At 72.1% G+C, this 26409-nt stretch carries 20 protein-coding genes, 1 tRNA gene and 1 pseudogene; 12 read left to right on the top strand and 10 right to left on the bottom strand.

Annotated elements, in window-relative coordinates:
• Positions 1-1124: IS110 family transposase (locus tag MXD62_RS28205; RefSeq protein WP_248832422.1), on the top strand; the 1124-nt coding region annotated here is incomplete at its 5' end.
• A 99-nt stretch (positions 1125-1223) separates the two neighbouring features.
• Here MXD62_RS28205 and MXD62_RS28200 read toward each other — a convergent pair.
• A tRNA-Phe gene (locus tag MXD62_RS28200) sits at positions 1224-1293 on the bottom strand.
• 75 nt (positions 1294-1368) lie between these two features.
• Between MXD62_RS28200 and MXD62_RS28195 the strand changes: the two genes are divergently transcribed.
• Positions 1369-2958 (top strand): hypothetical protein, encoded by a 1590-nt coding sequence (locus MXD62_RS28195; RefSeq protein ID WP_248832421.1) that lies wholly within the window; start codon positions 1369-1371, stop codon positions 2956-2958.
• Between the two features lie 37 nt (positions 2959-2995).
• Here the strand turns inward: MXD62_RS28195 and MXD62_RS41015 are convergent.
• The 3 genes and pseudogenes from MXD62_RS41015 to MXD62_RS28185 all read right to left on the bottom strand — a co-directional run.
• A pseudogene (locus MXD62_RS41015) lies at positions 2996-3166 on the bottom strand (citrate/2-methylcitrate synthase); the annotation flags it as partial.
• Complete coding sequence (gene prpB, locus MXD62_RS28190; RefSeq protein WP_248832420.1) at positions 3166-4059, bottom strand: methylisocitrate lyase; 894 nt, start codon at positions 4057-4059, stop codon at positions 3166-3168. The gene prpB and the pseudogene MXD62_RS41015, both read right to left, overlap by 1 nt.
• Before the next feature lie 28 nt (positions 4060-4087).
• Positions 4088-5596: an MmgE/PrpD family protein gene (locus tag MXD62_RS28185; protein WP_248832419.1), complete on the bottom strand. Its 1509-nt coding sequence runs from the start codon at positions 5594-5596 to the stop codon at positions 4088-4090.
• 405 nt (positions 5597-6001) lie between these two features.
• Here MXD62_RS28185 and MXD62_RS28180 point away from each other — a divergent pair, with 405 nt between their 5' ends.
• Positions 6002-7384: an LLM class flavin-dependent oxidoreductase gene (locus MXD62_RS28180; protein ID WP_248832418.1), complete on the top strand. Its 1383-nt coding sequence runs from the start codon at positions 6002-6004 to the stop codon at positions 7382-7384.
• Positions 7385-7460: 76 nt separating this feature from the next.
• Here MXD62_RS28180 and MXD62_RS28175 read toward each other — a convergent pair whose 3' ends face one another.
• Both MXD62_RS28175 and MXD62_RS28170 read right to left on the bottom strand, forming a co-directional pair.
• Positions 7461-8273 carry a GntR family transcriptional regulator gene (locus MXD62_RS28175; protein WP_248832417.1) on the bottom strand — a complete coding sequence of 271 codons (813 nt, stop codon included), beginning with the start codon at positions 8271-8273 and terminating at the stop codon, positions 7461-7463.
• 49 nt (positions 8274-8322) lie between these two features.
• Positions 8323-8859, bottom strand: a complete 537-nt coding sequence (locus tag MXD62_RS28170) for a flavin reductase family protein (protein ID WP_248832416.1) — start codon at positions 8857-8859, stop codon at positions 8323-8325.
• Between the two features lie 215 nt (positions 8860-9074).
• Between MXD62_RS28170 and MXD62_RS28165 the strand changes: the two genes are divergently transcribed.
• Entirely contained in the window at positions 9075-10337 is a 1263-nt protein-coding gene (locus tag MXD62_RS28165) for an acyl-CoA synthetase (RefSeq protein WP_368862461.1), read from the top strand.
• 25 nt (positions 10338-10362) lie between these two features.
• On the opposite strand, the gene MXD62_RS28160 is transcribed toward MXD62_RS28165, so the two are convergent.
• The 3 genes from MXD62_RS28160 to MXD62_RS28150 form a co-directional block, all read right to left on the bottom strand.
• On the bottom strand, positions 10363-13701 hold the full coding sequence (locus MXD62_RS28160) for a DEAD/DEAH box helicase (protein WP_248832414.1): 3339 nt from the start codon (positions 13699-13701) through the stop codon (positions 10363-10365).
• 80 nt (positions 13702-13781) lie between these two features.
• Complete coding sequence (locus tag MXD62_RS28155; protein WP_248832413.1) at positions 13782-13925, bottom strand: hypothetical protein; 144 nt, start codon at positions 13923-13925, stop codon at positions 13782-13784.
• Between the two features lie 113 nt (positions 13926-14038).
• Positions 14039-14743 carry a TetR/AcrR family transcriptional regulator gene (locus MXD62_RS28150; protein ID WP_248832412.1) on the bottom strand — a complete coding sequence of 235 codons (705 nt, stop codon included), beginning with the start codon at positions 14741-14743 and terminating at the stop codon, positions 14039-14041.
• Positions 14744-14822: 79 nt separating this feature from the next.
• Here MXD62_RS28150 and MXD62_RS28145 point away from each other — a divergent pair, with 79 nt between their 5' ends.
• The 6 genes from MXD62_RS28145 to MXD62_RS28120 all read left to right on the top strand — a co-directional run bounded on the left by MXD62_RS28145 (position 14823) and on the right by MXD62_RS28120 (position 22634).
• On the top strand, positions 14823-16280 hold the full coding sequence (locus tag MXD62_RS28145) for a DHA2 family efflux MFS transporter permease subunit (protein WP_248832411.1): 1458 nt from the start codon (positions 14823-14825) through the stop codon (positions 16278-16280).
• An 86-nt stretch (positions 16281-16366) separates the two neighbouring features.
• On the top strand, positions 16367-17407 hold the full coding sequence (locus MXD62_RS28140; protein ID WP_248832410.1) for an LLM class flavin-dependent oxidoreductase: 1041 nt from the start codon (positions 16367-16369) through the stop codon (positions 17405-17407).
• 52 nt (positions 17408-17459) lie between these two features.
• Positions 17460-19100, top strand: a complete 1641-nt coding sequence (locus tag MXD62_RS28135; RefSeq protein WP_248832409.1) for an ABC transporter substrate-binding protein — start codon at positions 17460-17462, stop codon at positions 19098-19100.
• Complete coding sequence (locus MXD62_RS28130) at positions 19100-20050, top strand: ABC transporter permease (RefSeq protein ID WP_248832408.1); 951 nt, start codon at positions 19100-19102, stop codon at positions 20048-20050. The genes MXD62_RS28135 and MXD62_RS28130 overlap by 1 nt, the downstream gene beginning before the upstream one ends.
• Positions 20047-20901, top strand: coding sequence for an ABC transporter permease (locus MXD62_RS28125; protein WP_251082435.1), 855 nt, complete (start codon positions 20047-20049; stop codon positions 20899-20901). The genes MXD62_RS28130 and MXD62_RS28125 overlap by 4 nt, the downstream gene beginning before the upstream one ends.
• Entirely contained in the window at positions 20898-22634 is a 1737-nt protein-coding gene (locus MXD62_RS28120) for an ABC transporter ATP-binding protein (RefSeq protein WP_248832406.1), read from the top strand. Before MXD62_RS28125 ends, MXD62_RS28120 begins: the two co-directional genes overlap by 4 nt.
• 72 nt (positions 22635-22706) lie before the next feature.
• Here the strand turns inward: MXD62_RS28120 and MXD62_RS28115 are convergent, their stop codons facing one another.
• On the bottom strand, positions 22707-23411 hold the full coding sequence (locus MXD62_RS28115) for a TetR/AcrR family transcriptional regulator (RefSeq protein ID WP_248832405.1): 705 nt from the start codon (positions 23409-23411) through the stop codon (positions 22707-22709).
• A gap of 167 nt (positions 23412-23578) precedes the next feature.
• Here MXD62_RS28115 and MXD62_RS28110 point away from each other — a divergent pair, with 167 nt between their 5' ends.
• A complete protein-coding gene (locus MXD62_RS28110) occupies positions 23579-24739 on the top strand; it encodes an LLM class flavin-dependent oxidoreductase (RefSeq protein ID WP_248832404.1) in 1161 nt (386 codons plus the stop codon).
• 133 nt (positions 24740-24872) lie between these two features.
• Positions 24873-26408, top strand: a complete 1536-nt coding sequence (locus MXD62_RS28105) for an ABC transporter substrate-binding protein (RefSeq protein WP_248832403.1) — start codon at positions 24873-24875, stop codon at positions 26406-26408.
• Position 26409 lies beyond the last annotated feature (1 nt).

Below are 26409 nucleotides of genomic sequence, written 5' to 3'. Positions count from 1 at the left end.
ATCTACAACGCCATCCCGCGCACCAGCCCACCGGCCACCGCGGCCACTGCGGCCACTTGACAACACAGGGGCGTCAGTGCGACCGCGGGCCGTGGGTCGGTGCCCTGGTCGCGACCGGCTACCAGGTCTATGCGATCAACCCGCTCTCCGCCGCCCGGTACCGCGAACGGCACGTCACCTCCCGGGCGAAAAGCGACCCTGGAGACGCGAGAGTACTGGCGGACCTGGTCCGCACCGACCGGCATCACCACCGCACCGTCGCCGCGGACAGCGACCTCGCCGAAGCGGTGAAAGTCCTGGCCCGTACCCATCAGAACCTGGCCTGGGCACGGCAACGGCACGCGAACCTGCTGCGTTCGACCCTGCGGGAGTTCCACCCGGCCGCCCTCGCCGCGTTCGACGACCTCGCAAGCCGTGACGCCCTCGCCGTCCTGGCCGCCGCCCCGACCCCGACCGCCGGCCGCGCGCTGACCACAACCCGGATCGCCGCCCTGCTCCGCAGGGCCGGCCGGCAACGCCGCGCCGACACCCGCGCGGAAGAGATCCGTACCGCGCTACGCGGGGAGCAGCTCACCGCACCCGCCGAGATCGCGCAGGCCTACGGGCACACCGTCACCGCCGTCGTCGCGGTCCTGACGACCCTCGTCGCGCAGATCGACCGGGTCGAGGCCGAGATGACCACACGCCTCCACCAGCACCCCCACGCCCGGATCTACCTGTCCCTGCCCGGATTCGGGCCGGTCCTGGCCGCGCGGGCCCTCGGCGAGTTCGGCGACGACCCGAACCGATACGAGACCGCCCGCGCCCGCCGCAACTACGCCGGCACCTCACCGATCACCCGCGCCTCCGGCAAACGCCGTGTCGTCCTGGCCCGGGTCGCGGTCAACAGCCGCCTCCGCGACACACTGGCAACCCAGGCATTCGCCGCGCTGAAAGCCTCACCCGGCGCACGGGCCTACTACGACAACCACCGCACCCGCGGCATGACCCACCACCAGGCGCTACGCGCTCTCGCGAACCGGCACGTCGCCATCCTCCACGGCTGCCTACGCCACCAGACGACCTACGACGAAACCACCGCCTGGCCAGCCCTCACCGACACCACCCAGACCGCCGCCGCTTGACAGATAAAACCAAGGGACGTCTACACCCGTTGCCACATAACGATCTTCAAACGGCAGAATCGATCTCAATGGAGAGACAAAAGGCCTGGTCAGAGGCGGTGGGCAGGGGCGGGGTCGAACCGCCGACCTTCCGCTTTTCAGGCGGACGATCGGGTCGCCGCTCGACCCCTACTCGCCGACTCGTCCGCGACAGAACAGAATGATCGCGATCATGATGGTTCGTATTCCTTGAGGAGGTGCGCCCGTGGCCGCGACGGTGAGGAAACGGCTGCGACGGTGGCTGCACCGCACCGCCGTCACCGCCGAGGAGGCCGGCGAGCGCGATCACCTTTCAGGGCTTGTGACGGCCGGGCGGGTTGCTGCCGCGGCCGGTGGCACCGACCCGGGCGTCGGCCCGACGGAGTTCGCGGGCGCGCTGCTGACCGTGGCCCGCGACGGCGACCCGGCCCTGCGCCAGGCGGTTCTGGACGCGCTGGGCACGGCCGCGGCGCCGTGGTGGCTGGCGGTGGACACGGCGTTGCGGCAGCGGTGGTGGTCCACGTCGCACTGGTCGCGGCGCCTCGCGGCGGACCTGGCCGACGGCGAGGTGGACGAGCTGCGCCTGGTGGTGGCGGGGTGCCACCACAACGGGCGGATCCGCGAGGCGGCAGCCGTCCGCCTGGCGGACCGGACGCACCCGGCCGCGGCCGCGGTACTCGCGCTTCGCGCCTGCGACTGGGTGGCCGAGGTTCGGCACCAGGCACGGACGGCCGTCGAGGGCTGGCCAGCACTGCCGGACGGGCCGGCGCTGACCACGCTGGCGGAGCTGGCGTTCGCGTTACGCGGACGGCGTGAGGGCACCTGGCTCGCGCAGCGCGTCGATCAGATCCTGCGGGACCTGCCGGCGCGGCAACTCCAGCCGCTGCTGTCGGCGCGGGATCGCGCGACCCGGCGGGCCGCCTACCGGGCGGCGATCGCCACTGACCAGCTGAGCCTGGACCAGCTGACAACGGCGGCGGTCAGGGACGGCGACCTGCCGATCCGGACGATGTGCGCCCAGGCCGCGGTCCGGGCCACGGCCGATCCGGCGCAGTTGCACGCGATGCTGGCCAGCCGCACCGCCCAGGTGCGCGCCGAGGCACTCCAGGCCCTGATCGCGCGCGGTGACAGTGCCGTGGCCGAGGCGGCGCTAGCCGATCGGCATCCACTCGTGCGCGAAACCGCCCAGGCGGCGCTGCGCCGTGCCGGTTCGGACCCGGCCGAGCGCTACCGCCGGCTCGCCGCAGCCCAGGCACCGGAGCCGGGGGCGATCGCGGGGCTCGGGGAGACCGGCGCGGCGGACGACGCCGACGTCGTCGCCCGGTGGCTGTCGCATCCGCGTGCCCGCGGCCGGGTGGAGGCGATCCGGGCGCTGCGTCGCCTCGGCGTCACGCGGACGGCAGAGCTGGTGCCGATGCTGCGCGACGACTCCGCCGCGGTCACCCGCCAGGCGGTGGCGACTCTGCGCCGCGAGTCCGGCGCCGTTGAGCGGCCGGTGCTGGAGGCGCTGCTCGCCGCGGGCAACGCCCCGCATGTGCGGTTCGCCGGCTACCGGCTGCTGACCACCGGGGACGACGCCTGGCAGCGGATGGCCGTCAACCTGCGCCTGCTCGACGACGCCTACGAACGGCTGCGGGCCAACGCACAGGCCGACCTGACAGCGTGGCTCGACAACGAAGCCGCCACCACGTACCACGCGCCGAGCCGCGACCGCGCCGCCGAGCTCGACAGCCTGATCGAACGCACCCGCCCGGTCCTCGGCGAACACAGGGCCCGACTGCTGCGGTTCCACGCTGGTCTCGAAACCGCCGACTGACGAGCCTCAGGCGGCGCCTGGCGCTCGACGACGTCCTTCAGGAAGTCGACGGACGGCATGGTGTTCCACGGAACACCATGATCAGCAATGCTCGCGGTGGTCCCTGTCCGGCCGGGTCAGCCGACGAGGCGGCGAGCTGCTCGATGATGTGCGCCGTCCACCCGGTGATCCGCGACATGACGAAGATCGGGGTGAAAATCGGAATGTTCAGATCCGAAAGTTGAAGGTGTCGGTGTCGAAGGTGTTGTAGGCGGGGTAGTCGAGGAGCTCGTAGAGGCGGGAGCGGGTCTGCATCCGGTCGACGAGACCGGCCTGTGTGCCGTCCGCCAGGAGCTGGCGCAGCCCGTCCTCGACGGCGCCCATCGCGAGGCGCAGCAGGGTGACCGGGTAGATGACGAGGTTCACGCCGGCGGATTCCAGCGCCGCGGTGGTGAGAAGCTCGCTTTTCCCGAACTCGGTCATGTTCGCCAGGATCGGCACGTCGACCGCGCTGCGCATCGCCTCGAACTCGGCGAGGTCAGCCATCGCCTCCGGGAAGATCATGTCCGCGCCGGCGTCGGCGTAGGCGCGGGCGCGCTTGGTGGCGGCGTCCAGGCCCTCGCCGGCGCGGGCGTCGGTGCGGGCGCAGATGACGAAGTTGTCGTCACGGCGGGCGGTGACCGCGGCGTGGATCCGGCGGACCATCTCCTCGGTGCTCACCACGGACTTGCCATCGAGATGACCGCACCGCTTCGGGTTGACCTGGTCCTCGAGGTGGCAGCCGGCGAGCCCGGCGTCCTCGAGGATCTGGACGGTGCGGGCGACGTTCATCGGCTCGCCGAAGCCGGTGTCGGCGTCCACGAGGGCCGGCAGGTCGGTGACCCGGGCAATCTGTCCGGCCCGCCCGGCGACCTCGGTCAACGTGGTCAGACCGATGTCGGGCAGGGCGAGATCGGCGGAGAGCGCCGCGCCGGAGACGTAGACGCCGTCGAAGCCGAGCTCGGTGATGAGAACAGCGGTCAGCGGGTTGAACGCGCCGGGGAAACGCAGCAGGCGACCGGAACGCAGCGCCTCCCGGAACGCGGCGCGACGGGAATGGGCCGGCTTCTTCGCGTGCAGCACTGCGGGTTCCTTTCCGAAATCCGGGCGGTCAGAAGATCCCCTGGGTGCCACCGGTGGTGAGTGCGGGCTCGGGAGTGAGGGTGAGGCCGGCGAGTTCGCCCGGGGTCAGTTCGGGCAGGCGGGCGGCGGTGTCGAGGAACCTGTCCTGCTCGGGGCCGGGGATGACGCCCTCGGCGAGCCGGCGGAACTTGCCGACGTACTCGTCCCGGGCGAACGGACGGGCGCCGAGCGGATGCGCGTCGGCGACGGCGATCTCGTCGGTGAGCACGGTGTCGTCGTCGAGCTCGACGACGACCCGTCCCCCGAACGCCTTCTCGCTGGGGTCGGTGGCGTGGTAACGCCGCGTCCACTCCTTGTCCTCCAGTGTGGTGATCTTCCGCCAGAGGGCGACGGTGTCCGGCCGCGCCGCCCGCTCGGGGGCGTAGGAGCGCTCGTGGTGCCAGTCGCCGTCCTGCAACGCGACCGCGAAGATGTAGGGAATCGAGTGGTCGAGGGTCTCCCGGCTGGCCTTCGGGTCGTACTTCTGCGGGTCGTTCGCCCCGGAGCCGATCACGTGGTGGGTGTGATGGCTGGTGTGGATCACGATGGAGCGGACCCGGGCGAAGTCCCCGATCCGCGGGCCGAGGCGGCGGGCCAGGTCGATCAGCGCCTGGCTCTGGTACTCGGCGGAGTGCTCCTTGGTGTAGGTCTCGAGGATCCCCCGCTTGGCCTCCCCGGCCGCGGGCAGCGAGACGACGTACTGCCCGCCGGGCCCGTCGAGCAGCCAGGCGATGAACCCGTCCTCACCCTCGTAGGCCGGTGACGGCGCGCCCTCACCGCGCATGGCCCGGTCCACCGCCTCGACGGCGAGCTTGCCGGCGAACGCCGGTGCGTACGCCTTCCAGCTCGAGATCTCGCCCTTGCGCGACTGCCGGGTCGTTGTGGTCGTGTGCAGGGCCTGCTGGACAGCCTGGTGGACGGTCTCGGTCGGCAGACCTAGCAGGGCGCCGATGCCGGCGGCGGCGGACGGGCCGAGGTGCGCGATGTGGTCGATCCTGTGCCGGTGCAGGCAGATCCCGCGGACGAGTGCGACCTGGATCTCGTAGCCGGTGGCGATCCCGCGCAGCAGGGCGGCGCCGTCCAACCCCAGGTGCTGGGCGACGGCCAGCACCGGCGGGATGTTGTCCCCGGGGTGGGAGTAGTCCGCCGCCAGGTAGGTGTCGTGGAAGTCCAGCTCGCGCACGGCGACGCCGTTGGCCCAGGCTGCCCACTCCGGGGAGACGCGGACGCCGGCCGGCGTGCCGAACACGGTAGCGCCGTCACGCCCGGGGGCGGGGATGTGCCGCAGCGCCTGGTCGCGGGCGGCGGCCACCGGCTTTCGGGTCAGCGACGCGGCGGCCACCCCGGCGTTGTCGATGACCCGGTTGATCACCATGTCGGTCACGTCGTCGGTGACCTCGACCGGGTCGGTGGCGACCGCGGCGATCTTCCAGGCGAGCTGGTCCTCGCGGGCCAGCCGCTCGGCGCTCCGGTACACGCGGACCTTGTGGTCGATCATGCGTTCGCTCCTTCTTCCGAGGTGTCCGCCGAACCGGGATGGAGAGGTTCCTGCCGAACAGGACAACGTCGACCATGCGCAGCCGACACGGCTACCCGCCGGTGCCCGATGGACGGGTGTCGGTGTGTTCGAAGCTGATGCCGGCCAGCAGTTCCGGGAGCTGGCCCAGCGCTGGCCGGGCTGTTCACCTTTCACCTTCTTCACCAGCATGGTCGAGCAGGCGGCGGCCAGGAAGACCATCGTCGGCCTCCTCGCCGCCTCCGGGATCGACCTCCCGGTCGCCGGCGCCGGCCTACCGCCACCGAGCGCTCCCGCCCGACCACACTGCTCCGATCCGGTTGACCTCGCCGCGCGCCAAGCGTCTAATGGCGAGAACCTGATATATCAACTGCGAGAGGGGCATCCGTGTCGCCAAGGCGCGAGGACCAGCTCACCCTGGTCGCGTTCATGCAGGCTTCGAACGTGTCGGTGTACTCGGGGTCGTGGCGGTACCCGAGCTCGGCGCACGACTTCCTCGACCTCCGCTACTACCAGCGGATAGCGCGGGTGCTCGAGGAGGGCACGTTCGACCTGATGTTCTTCGACGACCGCCTGGCGATGCCGTCGATCTACAACGCGTCTCCCGCCGACGCCGTCCGCTACGGCGCCCGCCCGGTCAAGCTCGATCTGACCGCGGTGCTGGGCGCCGTCGCGGCCGCGACGTCGCACCTGGGCCTCGGAGCGACCTACTCCACGACGTACTACCCGCCGTTCCACGTCGCGCGGACCTTCGCGACGCTGGACCACCTCAGCGGCGGGCGGGCGGCCTGGAACGTCGTCACCTCGGTGAACGACTCCGAGGCCCGCAACTTCGGGGTCGACCAACACCTCGGTCACGACGAGCGCTATGACCGCGCCGAGGAGTTCATCGACGTCGTCACCCGACTCTGGGACTCCTGGGAGGACGACAGCCTGGTGATGGACCGAGAGTCCGGCGTCTTCGCCGACCCGGGCAAGGTCCACGAACTCAACCACCACGGCAAGTACTTCCACGTGCAGGGACCACTCACCGTCCCGCGCCCGCCGCAGGGCCGGCTGCCCATCATCCAGGCCGGCCAGTCGGGCCGCGGCCAGCAGTTCGCCGCCAGGTGGGCCGACCTGATCTTCACCGCCGACCCGAGCCAGAGCGTCGCCGCCGAGCACTACCGCAGCCAGAAGGAACTCGTCACAGCCGAGGGCCGGTCCGCCGACGCCGTCCGGATGCTCCCGATGGCGTACGCCATCGTCGGCGAGACCGAGACGATCGCCAGGGAGAAGGAGAACATCTTCCGCGACGAGCTCGTCCACCCGATGGCGTCGCTGACGCTGCTCTCCGAACTCACCAACCACGACTTCTCGGGTTACTCACTCGACGACGAGATCACCGACGAGCTCATCAACTCCGTCTCCGGCATCCGCGGTCTCGTCCAGGGCGTGAAGAAGCACCTCGGCGGCGGCAGGATGACACTGCGGACGCTGGCGAACCACCGCGCCACCCTGCTGCAGGGCCCGCGCTTCGTCGGCACCGGCGCACAGATCGCCGACCAGATGCAGGACTGGTTCGAGACCTACTCCTGCGACGGTTTCGTCCTCGCGGCCACCCACTTCCCCGGCGCGTTCGAGGACTTCGTCCGGCTGGTGGTGCCCGAGCTGCGCCGCCGCGGACTGTTCCGCTCCCGCTACACCGGCTCGACCCTGCGCGAGAACCTGGGCCTGGCACGGCCCGCCAGCAGCTTCACCTCGTCGGTCAGCGGCGACGTCCGACCCTGAACGGACCGGCCGCGCGGAAGTGGGTCCCCAGGATCCCAGGCTGGATCTGATGTGCGGCGAGGGCCGCGATCGCCCGTCAGCCGCCGGCGCCGGCGCCCGCCGCCGGACCGGCGGCTGTCGATCCGGCCCCGACCGGCCCGGGGCCGAACACCCGCGCGACGAGGAGCCGGCCGGCGCTGACCACATGCTCCTCCGACACCCGGCGCGCGCGGGCACCGTTGTGGGCGGCGATGGCGTCGACGATGTCGTCGTGCTCGCGCAGGGCGCAGCCCACCTGCTCCGGGACGAGGTCGAAGAACGACCACGGGATGATCCGCCCGGTCTGGCGGATGAGCGCGATCAGGCGCACCGAGTCGCTGGCCTGGTTGACGGCCCGGTGGAACAGGAAGTTCGCCGTCCGCAGGTCGCCGCCGGTCTCGACCGCCGATCGGACGTCGGCCGCCAGGCGCCGGAGCTCGGCCAGGTGGGCTTCGGAGATCCGTTCCGCGGCCCAGGCCGCGGCCGCGCCGGAGAGCATGGCGATGAGGGCGAAGTTGTCCTCGACGTCGCGCTGGCGCAGACCGATCACCGTCACCCCGCTGCGGGGGGCGACGCGGACCAGACCCTCGAACTGGAGCGCCAGGCACGCCTCGCGGACGGGAGTGCGGCTCGTGCCCAGCCACGCGGCGGTCTCGTCCAGATCGATGCGGGCCCCCGGGCCGAGGCGGCCACTCATGATCTCGTCGCGGAGCACGTCGGCCACTCTGTCCCGGGCGGTGGCGCCCAGCCGGAGCCGGCGGGGCCGGCCCTGCCCGGCGTCGGCTACCGCCGCCGGGCCCGCTCCAGCCCCCGCCCATTCATCCGAGCCGGGCATACCGTCGCGCGGGCCGAGGTATCCGGGCGTCGCCACGCCGACCAGCGTATATCAGAAGAGCAGAACAGCCGCGCCGTCAAGTGGCTCAGGTGGCGTCCCCGAGCAGGTGGAACCGGCGGCGGAAGTAGACGGCGGGACGGTCCTCGCCGACCTGGGTCCGCTCGACCCGGCCGAGCAGGATCGAGTGGTCACCCGCCGGTTGGATCGCGTGGGCGGCACAGTCCAGCGTCACGCACGCCCGGTCGAGCACGGGGAGGCCGCGTTCGTCGGGGCGGAAGCCCGCGTCCGCGAACTTGTCCGCGCCGCGCGTCGCGAACCGCACCGCGAGGTCGGCGTGTTCCGGGGGCATCACGTGCACGATGAACCGCCGCGCCGCCTCGAACGCGGGGTGGCACTGGGCGGACGTCGCGAGACAGACAAGGACGAGCGGCGGATTCATGGACACCGAGCAGAACGAGCTCGCCGTGAAGCCCCACCACCGACCGGCGTCGTCGGCGGTCGTCACGATCGTGACGCCGCTGGGGAACGAGGCCATGGCGTCGCGGAACCGACGGTCGTCGTCGGACGCCGCGGACGCGGTCGCGCGCACGCTGGTCGTGGCTGTGTCTGGCCGCCGGCCCATCCTGGTCCACCTCTCGGTCAGTGATGCGCCTGCGGCCACCGCCCCACCGGAGACACCCGGTAAAGGGGCGTGCCGGGCGGATGACGTCCTTCCAGCTCAACTCTGACACTTTGATATATCAGGTGTCAAGACGGGACTCGACTGTTCCGTCGACCGAACCGGGTGGCGGGCCCGACAATGCGAGGGTGCTGACTGCATTGCGTCAAGGCCGGGCCGTGGTCCGGATGTCGGGCGCCACGCTCGCGGGCGATGATCTGGCCGGCGCGGTGGGCGCCGTCGCCGAACGGGTGCGGGGGCTGCGCCGGATCGCGGTGGTGGCCACCCCGACCCTGGAAACCGTTGTCGCGATCGCCGGGGCGATGGAGGCCGGCGTCACCGTGGTCACGGTCAACCCGCAGGCCGGCGCCGCCGAACGGGCGTACGTCCTGGCCGACAGCGACCCCGACCTGCTGCTCGACGACGTGGATCTCACCGAGCGCGGCGCGCTGCCAACCGAGCCGGCTGATGACGACGCACCCGCACTGGTCATCTACACCTCCGGGACCACCGGGCCCCCGAAGGGCGCGGTGATCCCCCGGCGCGCGGTCACGTCCAACATCGACGCGCTGGCCGACGCGTGGGCCTGGTCACCGGACGATGTGCTCGGGCACGCGCTGCCGCTGTTCCACGTACACGGCCTCGTGCTCGGGACGCTGGGCCCGCTGCGGATCGGGTCCGCGCTGCACCACGCGGCGCGGTTCGCGCCGGTGCCGGGCGGGACGCTGTACTTCGCCGTGCCGACCATGTGGTCCCGGGTGCCCGAGCCCGAGGCGTTCGCGTCCGCCCGGCTGCTCGTGTCGGGCTCGGCGGCGCTGCCCGTCCCGGTGTTCGACCGGTTCGCCGCGCTGGCCGGTCACCGGGTCGCCGAGCGTTACGGGCTCACCGAGACCCTCATCAACACCGCCGCGCGGGCCGACGGTGACCGCCGCCCGGGCCTGGTGGGTGCGCCGCTGGGCGGCGTCGAGGTCCGGGTCACCGGTGACGAGGAGTTCGGACCGGTCGAGGTACGCGGCCCGAACGTGTTCACCGGCTACCTGGGCAACCCGGCCGCGACCGCGGCGGCGCTGACCTCCGACAGCTGGTTCTCGACCGGAGACCTCGGCGTCTTCGAGCCGGACGGGCAGCTGCGCATCGTCGGACGGCAGAGCACCGACCTCATCAAGTCCGGTGGCTACAAAATCGGAGCCGGCGAAGTCGAGAACGCGCTGCTGGCCCACCCGTCCGTCGCCGAGGCCGCGGTCATCGGCGTGCCCGACGACGACCTCGGCCAGCGCATCGTGGCCGTCGTCGTCGCGCACGAGACAATCGACGCCACGACGCTGATCGACCACGTCGCCACCGCCCTGGCACCACACAAGCGCCCACGCGAGATCCGCTTCGCCACCGAACTGCCACGCAACCAGATGGGCAAGGTGCAGAAGAAGAAACTGCTCACCTGAGCACCGTGGAGGGCTGCCCGGCGGCTCAGGACAGCAGCTGGCGGATGTCGTCGGCGTCCAGGGTCGAATCGACGAACTCGCCGTCGTCCATGACGCTGGTGAACAGTTCGGCCTTACGTGCCTGCAGCGCCATCACCTTCTCCTCGATCGTGTCCTTGGCCACGAGTCGATAGGCCATGACGTTGCGTGTCTGGCCTATGCGGTGTGTTCGGTCCACGGCCTGTGCCTCGGTGGCGGGGTTCCACCACGGGTCGAGTAGGAAACAGTAGTCCGCCTCGGTCAGGTTCAGGCCGTATCCGCCCGCCTTGAGACTGATCAGGAAGACCGGCGCCGCCCCTTCCTTGAACCGGCGCACGACCGTCGAACGGTTGCGGGTGGTGCCGTCGAGATAGCAGTGCTCGATGCCGGCCGCGGCAAGGGAGTCCCGCACCCTGCCGAGGAACCGGGTGAACTGGCTGAAGACGAGCGCGCGGTGCCCACCGTCAATGACGTCCCGCAGCTGTTCAAGAAGAATGTCGATCTTGGCGCTGGGAAGATCGTCATGCGTGTCATCGACCAGCCCGGCGTGAAGACTGAGCTGCCGCAGTGTCGTGAGCGACCGCAGGATCGTGAAACGGTTACGGTTCATGTCGTCGATCAGGCCCAGGACCTTCTGCCGTTCGCGCTGCAGCCGGGTCTGGTAGACCTTGCGGTGGCGGGGATGCAGCTCGATCTCGAGGACCTGCTCCTGCTTGGCCGGGAGCTCGGGTGCGACCCATTCCTTGGTACGGCGCAGGATCAACGGACGGATTCTGCGCCGCAACTGCGCCAGGCGGTCGGTGTCACCCTGCTTCTCGATCGGGCGGGCGTAATAGTCCTGGAACCGTGACCGGTTCGGGAACAGCCCCGGAGCAGTGATCGACAGCAGCGACCACAGCTCCATCACGTTGTTCTCCAACGGTGTTCCCGTGACCGCCAGCTTGAACGGCGTGGGCAACAGTCTCGCGCACTGGTACGCCTTCGACTGACTGTTCTTGACGATCTGCGCCTCGTCGAGGATCAGCCCGGCCCAGGTGGCGCCGGAATACGCCTCCTCGTCGATCCGGAAGAGCGTGTACGACGTCACGACCACATCGGCGGCGTCGATGATCTCGTCGAGGGTCTGGCCCCGGCGCCGCAGTGTGTCGGTGACGGCGACGACCCGCAGCGCGGGTGCGAACCGAACCGCCTCGGCGACCCAGTTCGACACGACGCTCGTCGGCGCGACAATGAGGAACGGTGCGAGCGCCGGGTCGGCCTGGCGGGCATGGCAGATCAGCGCGAGCGACTGCAGGGTCTTCCCCAGGCCCATGTCGTCCGCGAGGATCCCTCCGAGCTGGCAGTCCCACAGGAAGCTCAGCCACCGGTAGCCGTCGGCCTGGTAGGGCCGCAGGCTGGCCCGCAGCGTGTCCGGGGGCTCCTTCGCCCCGGCCGAACCGAGGGCCAGCAGGCCCGCCACCTGCCGGCGCCACGCCGCGGCCTGGCGGACGACCACGCCGAGGCCGGCCAGTTCCTCCCACAGCCCGGCCTGGAAGCGGCTGATACGCAGCGGCCCACCCGGGGCGTCCTGCAGCGCCCGGGCCTCCTCGATCAGCTGGCGCAGCACCCGCAGTTCCGGCTTGTCCAGGCTGAAATACGCTCCGTCGTCGAGCAGGAGGTGCGATTCACCCCGGCTGAGCGCGAGAAAGACGATCGAGAACGGAACCTGGTGCCCGTCCAGGGTGATGGCGACCCCCAGATCGAACCAGTCGTGTTCGTTCGGCACCTCGTCGGTCGAGACCTCGATGCGCAGCGAGTCGCCGACCTCGCGATAGGCGGCGGGACGCCCGCCAACCTCGACGGCGACCCCGTCCCGGGCATCCAGCAGCGGCAGCAGCTCCGTCGTGAACCGCATCGTCTCGACACCGCGGAGGCGGACGGAGGAGACCGGCACGCCCGCCTCACCGAACGACAGCAGCCGAGCGGCGTCGAGCGGCAGGTCCAGACCGGTCAGGATCTCGGCCTCGCTGGTCCTGTCCCGGTACCCGGTGTCGGTCGCGTCGCCGTGCAGCGGTGCCCGCAACCGGGTGTCGCCGACCGCGTAGTCCCATTCCCAGTTGATCTCGACGGTGTGGTCGGGGCCGTAGTCCGCCCGGGCGACGAGAACAGGCGGCGCGATCACCGGCGGTTCGAAGGAACCGTCGGAGGAGACGATCGTGGCCAACTGACTCAGGCCGGGGTAGAACTCGCGGACGAACCGCGACCGCTGCGCGGCCGGGATCTCCAGGCCCCGGTTCTCGACGGCCATCCGGACCAGTGCCGGCGGCACGAAGGCGGTCAACCGGGCCAGCCGGATGCGCCAGTCCGCATGCTGGTCCGTGACCTTGATCTCCGCCCGGTCGATACCGACGACGCCGTGACCGCCGATGAACGCGAACGGTGCGACGGCGGCGTCCGAGCCGGCCAGGCGCAGCAGCGGCCGGACGGTGAGCGCCGCCGACGCCGGGTCGGAGGTGACGTCCAGACACAGTTCCGCGGAACCGTACGGCTCGATGTTCCCGAGGCGTTTGCGCCCGTGCACCAGTTGGAGACCGACCGCGGCGGCCTCGTCGAGCAGCGGCCACAGCCGTGGGCTCGTGAACGCGCTGAGGTCGATGTGCTTGTCGTCCCGGTGCGAGTAGTGGCGGTACAGCGAGCCCTCGTCCCCGGACCGGTAGACGGCATACATCTCCCGCAGGACCCGCAGGTGCGCCACGAGATAGTCATCCCGCTGGTACGGCCCGTGAGGTGCGCTCAGCTTCGACCAGGCGGGCCCGCCGACCCAGCCGTTCTTCCCGGGCTTCACCACGCGCGCGAGGACACGCAGGGACGGCCCGCCGGACGTTGACCGGCCCACTGCCGGCTCCGCGGACAGTGTCAGCTCGAGGGCGAGCGGCGTCGCCCCCCGTGGTTCGTCATCAGCCGGCCGGTCACCGAGCAGGGCCGACAACGATGACGCCCAGGTCGCCGGCGCGGCGGCCGCGCGACGGCCCCGGCTGCCCGGTTTCGGGTCGCGTGCGGCGGTCTGCGCCGCCGTCAGCACGAGTGCCACGGCGTGTTTGCAGCTGACGCCCACCGGGCAGCTGCACTCGCCGTGGCTGAACCGCCAGGCACCCGAACGGGCCCGGCCGGTCAGGGAGACAGTGGTCCGGTACCGCTCGCCATGGCTACCTTCGACCCGACCCTGAAGCACCTGGGCCACCGGCTCCCACGACAGCTCGCTCACCGCGCCCTGCCGGGCGTACTGCGCGCCTCGCCGGTAGGTGACGTCACCCACAGCTGCCCGCAGATGGTGGTCATCGATGCTGCGCAACGCCGCGGGAAGCATGAAGGAGAAGCTAACAGCCGCCGGTCGGGGACCTGCCGCCTCGTTCTGGCGGAGACCACGCTGATGTCCGGAGTGGGAAGTCAGTGGATAGCGGCCGCCGCCCGCCGGGGAGGCCGGTCTCCCCACAGATCCATGACCAGGGTGGTCTCCATCTTCGGTGCGCTCAGCAGGTGACTCTCCCGGCTGTTCGACACGCGCAGGGGCCCGAGCAGTTCGTATCGCATCGACACCTCGTGCAGGCAGCAGGAAACGAGTCCGGGAGGGGAGGTCTTCAATGTCCCGCGGCCACGCGGCGCGCACATCGGTGAAACCGCGTGGGTAAGGCGAGACGCCGGGATCAGGCGGGCGCGACGCCGAAGGCACGCAGGAAGGTGTCGACACCGGCGCGGACGATTTCGTCGACCTCGCGGGGCCGCAGTGGCCGGGCGCCCGGGATGCTCCGCACCGGCAGCTCCTCGTAGACGAGCGAGATGAACTGGTTCGCCCCGCGCATCGGGTCGTCGATGCGCAGCAGACCCGCGTGGGCGAGCCTGGCGAGCCGCCCCGCCAGCACCTCCACGAACTGGTCGGCCCCGCTGGCGCGCACGGCGTCGTACAGGTCGGGGAAGCGCAGCGCCTCGGCGTAGAGCAGCCGGCGCACCGCCTCGGACCGCTCGTCGCAGTAGCAGTCGACGAGCCGTGTCGCGACGTTCTCCAGCCCGCCGCGGAGCCCGCCGGCGTCCTGGGGGAAGCCCTCGAGCACCTCGAGCGCCTTCGCGTTGGACAGCGCCGCGGTCGTCGTCATGACGTACCGGAACAGGTTCTCCTTCGACCCCAGATGGTTGTAGATCGTCGGCTTCGCCACCCCCGCCTCGGTGGCGATCATGTCGATCGTCGCCTCGGTGTACCCGTGCCGGGAGAAGACGCGCAGCGCGGCCTCCACGATCGCGCGCCGTTTGTCCAGCCGGCCCCGATCTGACCGGCCCGGTTCCGGCCGGCCCAGCTCCGGCCCGTCCCGTTCCGCCGGAGTTCCGGCCGCGCCGGCGGTCTCGCCCACACCCATGCCCGCATGCTACCGTGCGACCCATCACATTGAAACGAGTAGTTCACTTTTACTTAAGATCTGTTTCAAGGAGGGTTCGATGGTAGGAACGGACACGGCGGAGGACAGCCCCCCTCGGCTTGATTCCGCCCTGCTGATCCTCGTCGGGGTGATGGTGCTCGGCGGGATGATGTCCTACCTGGACGCGACGATCGTCAACGTCGGGATCAGCACGCTCGGCGCGGAGTTCGAGGCCTCGCTCGCCACGATCGAGTGGGTGACCACCGGCTACCTGCTGGCGGTCGCGCTCGCCATCCCGCTGGCAGGCTGGGCGATGGCGCGCTTCGGCTCGCGGCGGATGTGGCTGCTCGGCCTGTCGCTGTTCCTCGCCGGCTCGGCGCTGTGCGCGGTGGCCTGGAACGTGGAGAGCCTGATCGCCTTCCGGGTCCTGCAGGGGCTCGGCGGCGGCATGGTCGACCCGATCATGATGACCGTGGTGGCCGGCGCGGCCGGCCCGGCCCGCATCGGGCGGGTTATGGGCCTGCTCTCGATCCCGATCACGCTCGGGCCGGTGCTCGGCCCGATCGTCGGCGGCGTGCTGCTGGAGAACTTCTCCTGGGAGTGGATGTTCCTGGTGAACATCCCGTTCGCGCTCGCCGCGATCGTGCTCGCCGTCGTGGTGCTGCCCGCCGACCCGCCACGGGACGGCACACCGGTGCCCCTCGACGCCCTCGGCGTGGCCCTGCTGTGCCCTGGTTTCGCCGCGGTGGTCTTCGCGCTCTCCCAGGCCGGGCGGGACGGCTTCGGCAGCGCCCAGGTCGTGATCGGTCTGGTCCTCGGTGCCGCGCTGTTCGCCGGCTACGCCGCGCACGCGCTGCGCACCGCCGGCACACCGCTGCTCGACCTGCGGCTGTTCGCCAGCAAGGGCTTCAGCGCCAGCGTGACCATCATGTTCCTCGTCGGCGGCGGCCTGTTCGCGCTGCTGTTCCTGCTGCCGCTCTACTACCAGCAGGTACACGACCACTCGGTACTGGAGTCCGGCCTGCTGCTGGCCCCGCTGGGCGTCGGCGCCATGATCGGCATGCCGCTGGCCGGCAACCTCGCCGACCGCATCGGCGCCCGGCTGCTGGTGCCCACCGGCGCACTGCTGGTCACGGCGGGGGCCCTGGTGTTCACCCAGTCCGGGGCGGGCACCTCCCAGGCCGTGCTGACTCCCGCCCAGCTCGTCATCGGTTTCGGGCTCGGGCTGGTCGGCGCGCCGACGATGGGCTCGGTCTACCGCACCGTCCCGATGACGTCGGTCGCCGGGGCGACCGGCGCGGTGTTCATCCTCAACCAGATCGGCGCGTCGCTGGGCGTGGCCGTCGTCGCCCTGATCCTGCAGGGCGGCGGGGCGCACGCGGCCCCGACACCCGACTCGTTCGGGAACGCCTTCTGGTGGCCGGTCGCCGCCGGCCTCGTGGTGTTCTCGGCCGGCTTCCTGCTGCCCGGCCGCCCGGCGCCGGCCCCCGAGGCGTTCCCGGCCGCCCCCGCGGAGCCGGTACCCAACTCGGTCTGAGCCCGCCCCGCCCCAAGCACGCACGCACGGCTCGTGCCGACCCGCCGACCGCCGACTCCGGCGGCGCGGCCCTCCCGGAGGATCCGATGACACGCCCCGCCGGCCCGCCCCTGTCCGTCCTCGACGTCGCGCCCGTCTTCGAGGGCGGCAGCGCCACCCAGGCACTGCGCGACACCGTCGCGCTCGCGCCCCGGGTGGAGGAACTCGGCTACCACCGGTACTGGGTCGCCGAGCACCACAACACCCCCAGCCTGGCCACCTCGACGCCGGCCGTGCTCGCCGGCAGGATCGCCGCCGCGACCAGCACGCTGCGGGTCGGCTCGGGCGGGGTGCTGCTGCCCAACCACGCCCCGCTCGTCGTCGCCGAGCAGTTCGGCACGCTGGAGGCGCTCTTCCCGGGCCGCGTCGACCTCGGGCTGGGCCGGGCGCCCGGAACCGATCCGACCACCGCCCGGGCGCTGCGCCGCACGCCCGGCGGCGACGAGCACTTCGAGGGCCAGCTGCGGGAGCTCTCGGGCTACTTCGCCCCCACCGACCCGGGCAGCTGGGTGCTCGCGGTGCCCGCCGCCGACAGCCGGCCGGAGCTGTGGCTGCTCGGTTCCAGCCCGGCCAGCGCCGGGCTCGCCGCCGCCCTCGGCCTCCCCTACGCCTTCGCCCACCACATCAACCCACACGCGAGCACGGCGGCGCTGCGCCACTACCGGGCGGCGTTCCGCCCCTCGCCCCAGCTCGACCGACCGTACGCGCTGATCAGCGTGATAGCGACGGTCGCCGACAGCGACCAGGCCGCGGCACGGGCCGCCGCCCCCTACCTGCTCGGCAAGATCTGGATGCGCACCATCGGCAGCTTCGACGCGTTCCCCTCCGCCGACACCGAGCGCGCGCACGCCTACAACCAGGCCGAGCGGGCCTTCCTCGAGGACCTCGCGGCCCCCCAGGCCATCGGCGGCGTGGACACGGTGCGCCGGAGGCTGGCCGGGCTGGTCGAGGCCACCGGCGCGGACGAGCTCATGGCGCTCACCGTGGTGCCCGACCAGGCCGACCGCCTGCGGTCCTTCGAGCTGCTCGCGAGCGCGGCCACGGCGGTGAGTCCAGCCACCGAGCCAGGGATTTCAGCGCGGCTTTAGAACCCCCCACCAGGGTGGTGATCCCTATCCATACCGTGTACGGAGTACCTGAATGCCATCGCGCCGAACGGCACGAAGAGCAGGGCTGTTCGCGGCCCTCGCCGTCGCCCTGGCCACCGCGGCCTGCGGATCCGACGGCGGCGGGAGCGACACCGCGGACGCCCAGCCACGCGCTGGCGGAAGCGTCACCTACGCCGCCCGGCAGGAGCCGGACTGCTGGGACCCCCATGCCAGCGCCCAGGACGTCACCGCGTTCACGCAGCGCCCGGTGTTCGACTCGCTCGTCTACCAGACGCCCGACGGCTCGTTCGAGCCGTGGCTGGCGAAGTCCTGGAAGATCAGCGACGACGGCCGCGCCTACACCTTCGAGCTGCGCGACGACGTCACCTTCCACGACGGCGCCAAGCTCGACGCTGAGGCGGTCAAGGCGAACTTCGACCACATCGTGGCCAAGGACACCGAGTCGCAGTACGCCGCCGGGCTGCTCGGGCCGTACGAGGGCGTGAAGGTCACCGGCCCGCAGGAGATCCAGGTCTCGTTCAGCCGTCCCTACGCGCCGTTGCTGCAGGTCGTCAGCACCACCTTCCTCGGCATCGCCTCACCGGCGTCGCTGAAGGCCGGCTCCGAGAAGCTGTGCTCGGGCACCGACTCGATCGGGTCGGGGCCGTTCAGGGCCGACGCCTACACCCGCGGCCAGCAGCGCACCTACACCCGGTACGCCGACTACGACTGGGCACCGAAGAGCGCCGGGCACAGCGGCCCCGCCCGGCTGGACTCGGTCACGATCCGGTTCCTCACCGAGGACGCCACCCGGGTCGGCGCCCTCAGCTCCGGCCAGGTGGACGGCGCCGCCGACATCCCGGCCAACCAGATCGCCTCGGTCAGCAAGAACCCGCGGCTGACCACGATCAGCAGGCAGGTGCCGGGCGCCGTCGACGCCTTCTACCTCAACACCAGGAGTGAGCTGTTCTCCGACGTCCGGGTGCGCAAGGCGTTCCAGCGCGGCCTCGACCTGGACACCATCGTGAAGTCGGTGTTCCAGGGCACCACCGAGCGGGCGTGGAGCCCGCTGTCCCCGACCACGCCGAACAGCTACGACCCGTCGCTGGAGAAGACCTGGCCGTACGACCCGAAGCTGGCCGGGCAGCTGCTCGACGAGGCCGGCTGGACTGGGCGCGACGCCGAGGGCTACCGCACCAGGGACGGCAGGCGGCTGACCGTCTTCGCGCCGATCTACGGCGAGGCGACCGTCTTCTCCCAGGCGGCCCAGGCCGAGCTGAAGAAGATCGGCTTCTTCCTCGACCTGCACGCCTCGACGGACGCCGCCGAGATCTCCGGCCTGCTGGACGGCGGGAAGTACGACACCGTCGAGCTGGCCTGGGCCCGCCCCGACGGGGACATCCTGAGCTCGTTCTTCCTGTCCACCGAGACCTCCGTGGGCGGCGGCCACAACTTCGCCCTCGTCGCCGACCCCCAGGTCGACGAGTGGCTGAAGGCGGCCCAGGCCGAGCAGGACCCGAAGGAGCGGGCGACGTACTACTCCCAGGTCCAGAAGTGGACGATCGACCAGGCCGTCGTCGTCCCGGCGTACGTGAAGAACGCGACCGTCGGGGTCAACAAGAAGGTGCACGACCTGCGGCTGAGCATCGCCACCTGGCCCGAGTTCTACCCCGCCTGGGTGCAGGCCGACTGATGCACCCAGCCATCCGTCCCGTGGCGGTCCGCCTGCTCGGCGCCGTCCTGGTCATCTGGGGCGCGGTCACCACCGCGTTCGTGGTGCTCCAGCTCATACCCGGGGATCCGGTCAACGCGATCATCGGAACACACGCGCTGGTCGGGCCGGAACAGCGTGCCCAGCTCCGGGCCGAATACGGCCTGGACGACTCGCTGTTCGTGCAGTACCTGGACCACATGGGACGGCTGGCCACCGGTCGCCTCGGCGACTCCTACCAGCTCCAGCAGCCGGTCTGGACAGTGATCACCGACCAGGCGGGCGCGACCGTCGAGCTCGCCGGGTGGGCGATGTTCTCCGCGGTGGTGCTCGCGGTAGTCGTGACGCTGCTGACCTCCGGGCGGGCTCGCTGGCCGCGCCGGATCAGCTCGCTGCTGGAGCTGGTGGTCGTCTCCACTCCCCAGTTCTGGCTGGGGATCCTCCTGCTCACCGTCTTCTCGTTCCACCTCGGCTGGTTCCCGGTGGCCGACACCGGTGACCCGCGTTCGCTGATCCTGCCGGTGGTGACACTCGCGCTGCCGATCGCGGCGGTGCTCATCCAGGTGCTGCGCGAGGGACTGCTCTCCGCCCTGGAGGCGCCCTTCGTGCTGACCGCGCGGGCTCGCGGCAGTGCCGAACACGTGGTGCGCGCGCGGCACGCGCTGCGGCACGCGGCCCTGCCCGCCCTGACCCTGTCGGGCTGGTTCGTCGGCACGCTGCTCGGCGGTGCCGTGATCACGGAGAACGTCTTCGCCCGCTCCGGCATCGGACGGGTGACGCTGCAGGCGGTCGCCGACCGGGACTTCCCGGTCGTGCAGGGGGTGGTCGCGCTGTCGGCGGTGGTGTTCGTCGCCGTCAGCGCCCTGCTGGACGTGCTGTACGCGGTGGTCGACCCGCGGCTGCGCAAGCGGACAGGGGTGGCCACGGTATGAGAGTCCCCACGCCCCGCATCCCGGGCCGACCTGGCCGGCCGGGCCGACCGCGCCCGGGAGTGGCGATCGCCGCGCTCGTCCTGCTGCTGTTCCTCGTGGCGGCGGTCTGGCCGTCGCTGTTCACCGGCACCGGGCCCACCGACGGCGACCTGCTCACCACCCTGCAGGCGCCGGGCGGCGACCACTGGTTCGGCACCGACCAGCTCGGCCGGGACGTCTTCGCCCGGGTCGTGCACGGAACCCGCTACTCGCTGACCATCGGCGTCGTCGCCACCGGCATCGGCGTGGCGATCGCGACCGTCTGGGGGCTGGCCGCCGCGCTGGGCGGCCGGTTCATCGACGCGCTGCTCATGCGAACCACCGACGTGATGCTGGCGCTGCCCCCGCTGCTGCTCGCGCTGATCGTCGTGATGATCACCGGCAAGGGCGTGGTCGGCGTCACGCTGGCCGTCGCCGTCAGCGGCGTGCCCGGCTTCGCCCGGGTGATCCGCGGCCAGGCGCTGGTCGTCCGCCGCTCCGGGTACGTGAGCGCGGCGGTCGGGCTGGGCGTGCACCGGTGGCGGGTCGCCGCCCGGCACGTGCTGCCGAACACCCTGGCGCCGCTGCTGGTCTTCGCCACCGTCACCCTCGGCATCGCCATCGCCTCGGCGTCGGCGCTGAGCTACCTCGGCCTCGGCGCCCAGCCTCCCAGCCCCGAGTGGGGGGCGATGCTCACCGAGGGCCAGGACTACCTGGGGCAGGACTGGTGGATCGCGGTGTTCCCCGGCCTGCTGCTGGTCGCCGTGGTCCTCGCGGTCACCGTGCTCGGCCGCCACGTGCAGGCCAGGTCAGAAGGGCGGGTCTGGTCTTGACGTCCACGACGGGCGCCGGCGGGGCCCCCGAGCTGCTCTCGCCCCCGGCGGCGGTACCGCAGCCGCCGGAGCCGGCCGCGCTGGTCGAGGTGGACGGCCTCGGCGTGCGGTTCGGCTCCGGCCCCGGGGAGGTGCACGCCGTCCGCGACGTCTCGCTCACCCTGGTAGCGGGCCGCTGCCTGGCCCTCGTCGGGGAGTCCGGGTCCGGCAAGAGCGCGCTGGCCCGCGCGCTGCTGGGCCTGGCCGGGCCGACCGCCACCGTCACCGCCCGCCGGCTGCGCATCGACGGCGCGGACACCCTCGACTTCCGGCCGCGGGACTGGCTGAAGGTCCGCGGCCGGCGCATCGGTCTGGTGTCCCAGGACGCGTTGGTCGCCCTCGACCCGCTCCGCCCGATCGGCCGGGAGGTCGCCGAGCCGATCCTGGCGCACCGGCTGCGCCCCCGGCGGCAGGTCGAACCGGCCGTGCACGCGCTGCTGGAACGGGTCGGCGTACCCGACCCGGCCGAGCGGGCGCGCAGCTACGTCCACCAGCTCTCCGGCGGGCTGCGCCAGCGGGCGCTGATCGCCTCCGCGCTGGCCGCCGGGCCCGGCGCGCTCATCGCCGACGAGCCGACCACCGCGCTTGACGCCTCGGTGCAGGCCCGCATCCTCGGCCTGCTCGGGCAGCTCAAGGCGGACGGCACCGGGCTGCTGCTGATCAGTCACGACCTGGCGGTGGTCGAGGCGCTGGCCGACGAGGTCGCGGTGATGCGCGAAGGGGTCGTCGTCGAGGCCGGGCCGGCCGCCGAGATCCTGGCCCGCCCCCAGCATCCCTACACGATCGCGCTGCTGGACGCCGGCCCCGGCCGCCGGCGGCCGACCGACCCCGTCCCCGCGACCGACAGGACGTCCACCGGCCTCGGCGCCGCGTCAGAGGGCGCCGTAGCGGAGGCGGCGCCGCTGCTGGCGGTCGCCGGTGTCACCAAGCACTTCCGCGGGCCCCGGGGCAGCCGGCGCACAGCCGTCGACGATGTCTCGTTCACTCTGCGGGCCGGCGAGACGCTCGGGCTGGTGGGCGAGTCGGGCTCCGGGAAGTCCACCCTGGCCGGCCTGGTGCTCGGCCTCGCCGACGCCGACGCCGGGGAGGTCCGGCTGGGCGGGCAGCCGTGGAGCGGTGTGCCCGAGCGGGAGCGGCGAGCCCGGCGGCACCTGCTCCAGCTCGTCCCCCAGGATCCGCTGAGCGCCTTCGACCCGCGCTGGACGGTGGCCCGCATCGTCGGTGAGGGGCTGGAGGCGGCCGGGGTGGAGCGCCGGGACAGACGCGCGCGGGCCCTGACCCTGCTCGAGCAGGTCGGGCTGTCCGACGTCCACCTGGACCGCCGCCCGCTGGCGCTGTCCGGGGGGCAGCGGCAGCGGGTGGCCATCGCCCGCGCGCTGGCGACCAGGCCGCGGCTGCTCGTGTGCGACGAGCCCGTCTCCGCGCTGGACGTCTCGGTGCAGGCACAGGTGCTGGCCCTGTTCCGGGAGCTGAGCGACTCGCTGGGACTGGCCACCCTGTTCATCTCGCACGACCTGGCCGTGGTGCGGGAGGTCTGCGCCCGGGTGCTGGTGATGAAGGACGGCCGGATCGTCGAGACCGGCCCGGTGGAGCAGGTGTTCACCGACCCGCGCCATCGGTACACCCAGGAGCTGCTCTCCGCCGTTCCCGGCGAGGCGGGGCGGGCGTACCGCGCGCGCTTCGGAACCGGCTGACGCTTCAGCCCCGGCCAACAGGGAGCGATCATCCTCTATCGGCGCACCTGGCGCACCCGGCGGGACGTCTCGCTACGGGGCCTCGGCCGGCGGCACCTCGGCCGGCGCCGCGGCGGCGAAGGCACGCAGGAAGGTGGCGGTCGCGGCCCGCGCGGTGTGCTGGATCTGGGTGTCGTCGAACGGGCGGGTGCCCAGCGCGGAACGGTGCGCGACCGGGCCGGTGAGCAGCGCGAGGAACTGCTCGGCCGCCTCGACCGGGTCGGCCAGCCGCAGCCGGCCGGCGAGCGCGAGCCGGGCCAGCCGGTCCGCGAACGCCTCCCCCACCTGGTTCGGCCCGTTGGCGCCGATCATGTCGAACAGGTCCGGGAACCGGACGATCTCGGCGTGCAGCAGGCGGCGCAGCGCCCAGGAATCAGCGGCGCAGTAGCACTCCAGCAGCGCGCGACCGACGTCGGTGAACGCCGTGGGCAGGTCGGCCACGTCGGCGGTGAGCCGGCTGACGACGGCAAGGGTCTTGGCTGTGGTCCTGTCCGCCGCGGCCGCCATCGCGTGCCGGAACAGGTTCTCCTTGCCGCCGAGATGGTTGTAGATCGTCGGCTTCGCCACGCCGGCCTCGGAGGCGATCATGTCAATGCTCGCCTGCGCGTAACCCTCGCGCGCGAAGACGGCGAAGGCGGCGTCCAGGATCGCCTGCCGCTTGTCGATCCTGCCCCGTGTGCCGACGCTTCCAGCCGTCTCCGCCGCTGCAGCCGGCTTCGCGACCTTCGCACTGCGCACCGGCCCACCCTACGCGGACGACGGCGGCGGGCCGCCCGGCCCCGACGGACCGGGCCGGCGCACGGCCACAGCCCTCCAACCTTGGCATTTACCACCAAGTCGATGGGTATAGAGGATAAGTTCTACTGCACTGAGCAGTTCATCCTTCTGTAGCGAGGTTGACTCCCGTGACTGGTACGGACCCCCAACCCCGGCCCGCGAACGACGTGCCACTGGGCGTGCTCGACCTCGTCCCCGTCAGTGCGGGCGAGAGCGTCGCGGACGCGCTGCGCAACAGCCTCGGCCTGGCCCGGCACACCGACCGGCTCGGCTACCACCGGTACTGGGTCACCGAGCACCACGTGAACCCGAGCACGGCCGGGCTCTCGTCGACCCTGCTGACCGCACTGGTGGCCGACGCCACCACCCGCGTCCGTGTCGGCTCCGGCTCCCTGCAGCTGGGCCACCGCACCGCGCTGTCCGTCGCGGAGGAGTGGGGCCTGCTCGACGCGCTCCACCCGGGCCGGCTCGACCTGGGCCTGGGCCGCGCCGGCTGGCATCCCCCGGCGCCCGCCGGCGACGGCGGGGCGAGCACCGGCAGCGCGCAGGCGGAGCCGACCGAGCCCGCAGAGCCCGCGGAGCCCGCCCCGCCGTACCCCCGGCTGCGTGGCTCGGATCTGTTCGCCCTGCACCGGCTGCTGCTGCCGCTCAATCCACTCAACAGCCCCGACTACCTCGACCAGGTGGTCGAGGTCGTGGCCCTGCTCGACGGCACCCGCCGCGCCGGTGACCTGCGGGTCCACGCCGTCCCCGGCCGCCGGGCCGATGTCGCGGTCTGGATCCTCGGGCGCACCGCCGGTGAGAGCGCGGAGGTCGCCGGCCGGCTGGGCCTGCCCTACGCGACGAACTACCACGCGAGCCCGTCCACCACGGCGGACTCGGTCGCGGCCTACCGGAAGGCGTTCCGCGCGTCGGAGACCCTGGCCCGCCCCTATGTGATCGTCACGGCGGATGTGGTGGTCGGGCCGGACGACGAGTCCGCCCGGCGGGCGGCGGTCGGCCACGACCGGTGGAGCCTGGCCAACCGCGTCGGCGAGCCGACCGTCTTCCCCACGCCCGAGGAGGCGTCCGCGTTCCGGTGGGAGCCGGCGGACCGCGAGCTGGTCGCCGACCTGGGTCGAGCCCGGCTGGTCGGGACGCCCCAGCACGTCGCCGCCGGGCTGCGCGAGGTGCGCGACCGCTTCGACGCCGACGAGCTGCTGGTGACGACCACGACCTTCGACCAGGCCGACCGGCTGCGCTCCTACGAGCTGCTCGCCGAGGAATGGCGGCTCCCGCGAGCCGACTGAGCCCCGCCCGCCAGGCCACGCGCCCCGCGCCCCGACCAGATCACCCAGAGCACCCAGAGCCACCCGGAGCAGTCGAACCATGAGACGCGGACGCCCGCCAAGACCCCTCCGATCATCCTCGTCCGCCCGACGGTTGCGGACCGCCGCGGCGGCCGTGCTGGCCGCGCTGGCCGTCAGCCAGCTCGCGGCCTGCGGAGGCTCCACCGCCGCCGACGGGACCGCGCCGGCGACGCAAGGCGGGACTCTCACCGTCCTGTGGCCCACCGAACCGCTCGACCTGTCCACCGACAGCGGGTTCGGGCTGCAGATGATCTCCGGGTCGATCGAGCGCCTCGCCGTGTTCGACGCCCTGGTCGCGCTCACCCCGGCGGCCGAACTGGACTACCGCCTGGCCACCTCCCTCGACTCCGACGACTCGCTGACCTGGACACTGCGGCTGCACGAGGGGCTGCGGTTCAGCGACGGCACCCCGCTGGACGCCGCCGCGGTCCGGGACAACTGGAGCCTGCTGGCCGATCCCGCCCGCAAGTCGCCCAGCGCCAAGATCGCGCAGCGGATCGAGTCGTTCACCGTCGTGGACCCGACGACCCTGCGGATCACGCTGAAGGAGGCCGACGGCCAGTTCCCCCGGCTGGTCGCGCAGACCCCGCTGACCTTCGTCGGCTCCCCCACCGCGCTGCGCGCCAAGGGCGACGGGTTCAAGACCGCGCCGGTCGGAGCCGGGGCGTTCACCGCCAAGGAGTGGCTGCGCAACGACCACCTGACGCTGGTCCGCAACCCGGCCTCGTCGGTCCAGGCGCACTACGACACGATCGTCGTCAGGTCCGTCCCGGACGAGACGCAGCGCTACAACACCCTGCTCGCGGGGGGCGCGGACATCGCCTTCTCCGCGAACCTACGCACCGGCATCACCGCGTCCGAGGCGGGGCTGGTCAACGAGAAGGCGTTCAGCGACGGCGGGCTCAACCTGCTGTTCAACGTCACCAAGGCTCCCTTCGACGACATCCGGGCCCGCCGGGCCGTCGCCTACGCCCTCGATGCGCAGGCACTGAACAAGGCCCTGTTCGACGGAACCGCCAACGTCCCGTCCACGTTCCTGCGCGAGGACTCGCCGCTGCACAGCGACGTGCCGCTGCCCCGCCCGGACCGGGCGAAGGCCCAGGCACTGTTCGACGAGCTGGCGGCCGCGGGCAGGCCGGTCCAGTTCACCATCGTCTCGCCGCTGAACTTCAGCAACGTCGCCGAGTGGGTGCAGTCCACCCTCGGAGGCTTCCGGAACGTCAGCGTGAAGGTCGACGCGATGGCCCAGACGCTGCCCGTGCTCCAGGGCGGCTTCCAGGCCACGCTCACCGGCACCCCGCGCTTCGTGGACCCCTACCCGCAGCTGGCCCTGAACCTGGGCACCGGCGGCCCGAACAACTACGGCAAGTTCTCGAACCCGGACCTCGACGCCGCGCTGCGCGAGGGGCAGCAGTCCCGGGACACCGCCGTCCGCGTTCGGGCGTACGAGACCGCGCAGCGGATCCTCGCGGACGAGCTGCCACTCGCCGGCCCGCTCTACCGCCTGCCCGGCCAGTACCTCCACTCCGCGACGGCCTTCGGCGAGGGGAAGCTCCCGATCATCAACGACGGCGTGCTCGACATCACCCGGCTGACCGGGGCGGGGTGAT

It is taken from the genome of Frankia sp. Mgl5, assembly GCF_023242985.1.
GTDB lineage: Bacteria > Actinomycetota > Actinomycetes > Frankiales > Frankiaceae > Parafrankia > Parafrankia soli.
Note: the sequence above shows the minus strand (reverse complement) of the source record. Positions and strands in the feature narration are given on the sequence as shown.

Coding starts and splice junctions, on each gene's coding strand:
- MXD62_RS28140 (WP_248832410.1), top strand. CDS start 16,367: ATGACACGCCCCGCCGGCCCGCCCCTGTCCGTCCTCGACGTCGCGCCC.
- MXD62_RS28160 (WP_248832414.1), bottom strand. CDS start 13,701: ATGCTTCCCGCGGCGTTGCGCAGCATCGATGACCACCATCTGCGGGCA.
- MXD62_RS28145 (WP_248832411.1), top strand. CDS start 14,823: ATGGTAGGAACGGACACGGCGGAGGACAGCCCCCCTCGGCTTGATTCC.
- MXD62_RS28170 (WP_248832416.1), bottom strand. CDS start 8,859: ATGGGCCGGCGGCCAGACACAGCCACGACCAGCGTGCGCGCGACCGCG.
- MXD62_RS28125 (WP_251082435.1), top strand. CDS start 20,047: ATGAGAGTCCCCACGCCCCGCATCCCGGGCCGACCTGGCCGGCCGGGC.
- MXD62_RS28185 (WP_248832419.1), bottom strand. CDS start 5,596: ATGATCGACCACAAGGTCCGCGTGTACCGGAGCGCCGAGCGGCTGGCC.
- MXD62_RS28150 (WP_248832412.1), bottom strand. CDS start 14,743: ATGGGTGTGGGCGAGACCGCCGGCGCGGCCGGAACTCCGGCGGAACGG.
- MXD62_RS28155 (WP_248832413.1), bottom strand. CDS start 13,925: ATGCGATACGAACTGCTCGGGCCCCTGCGCGTGTCGAACAGCCGGGAG.
- MXD62_RS28135 (WP_248832409.1), top strand. CDS start 17,460: ATGCCATCGCGCCGAACGGCACGAAGAGCAGGGCTGTTCGCGGCCCTC.
- MXD62_RS28130 (WP_248832408.1), top strand. CDS start 19,100: ATGCACCCAGCCATCCGTCCCGTGGCGGTCCGCCTGCTCGGCGCCGTC.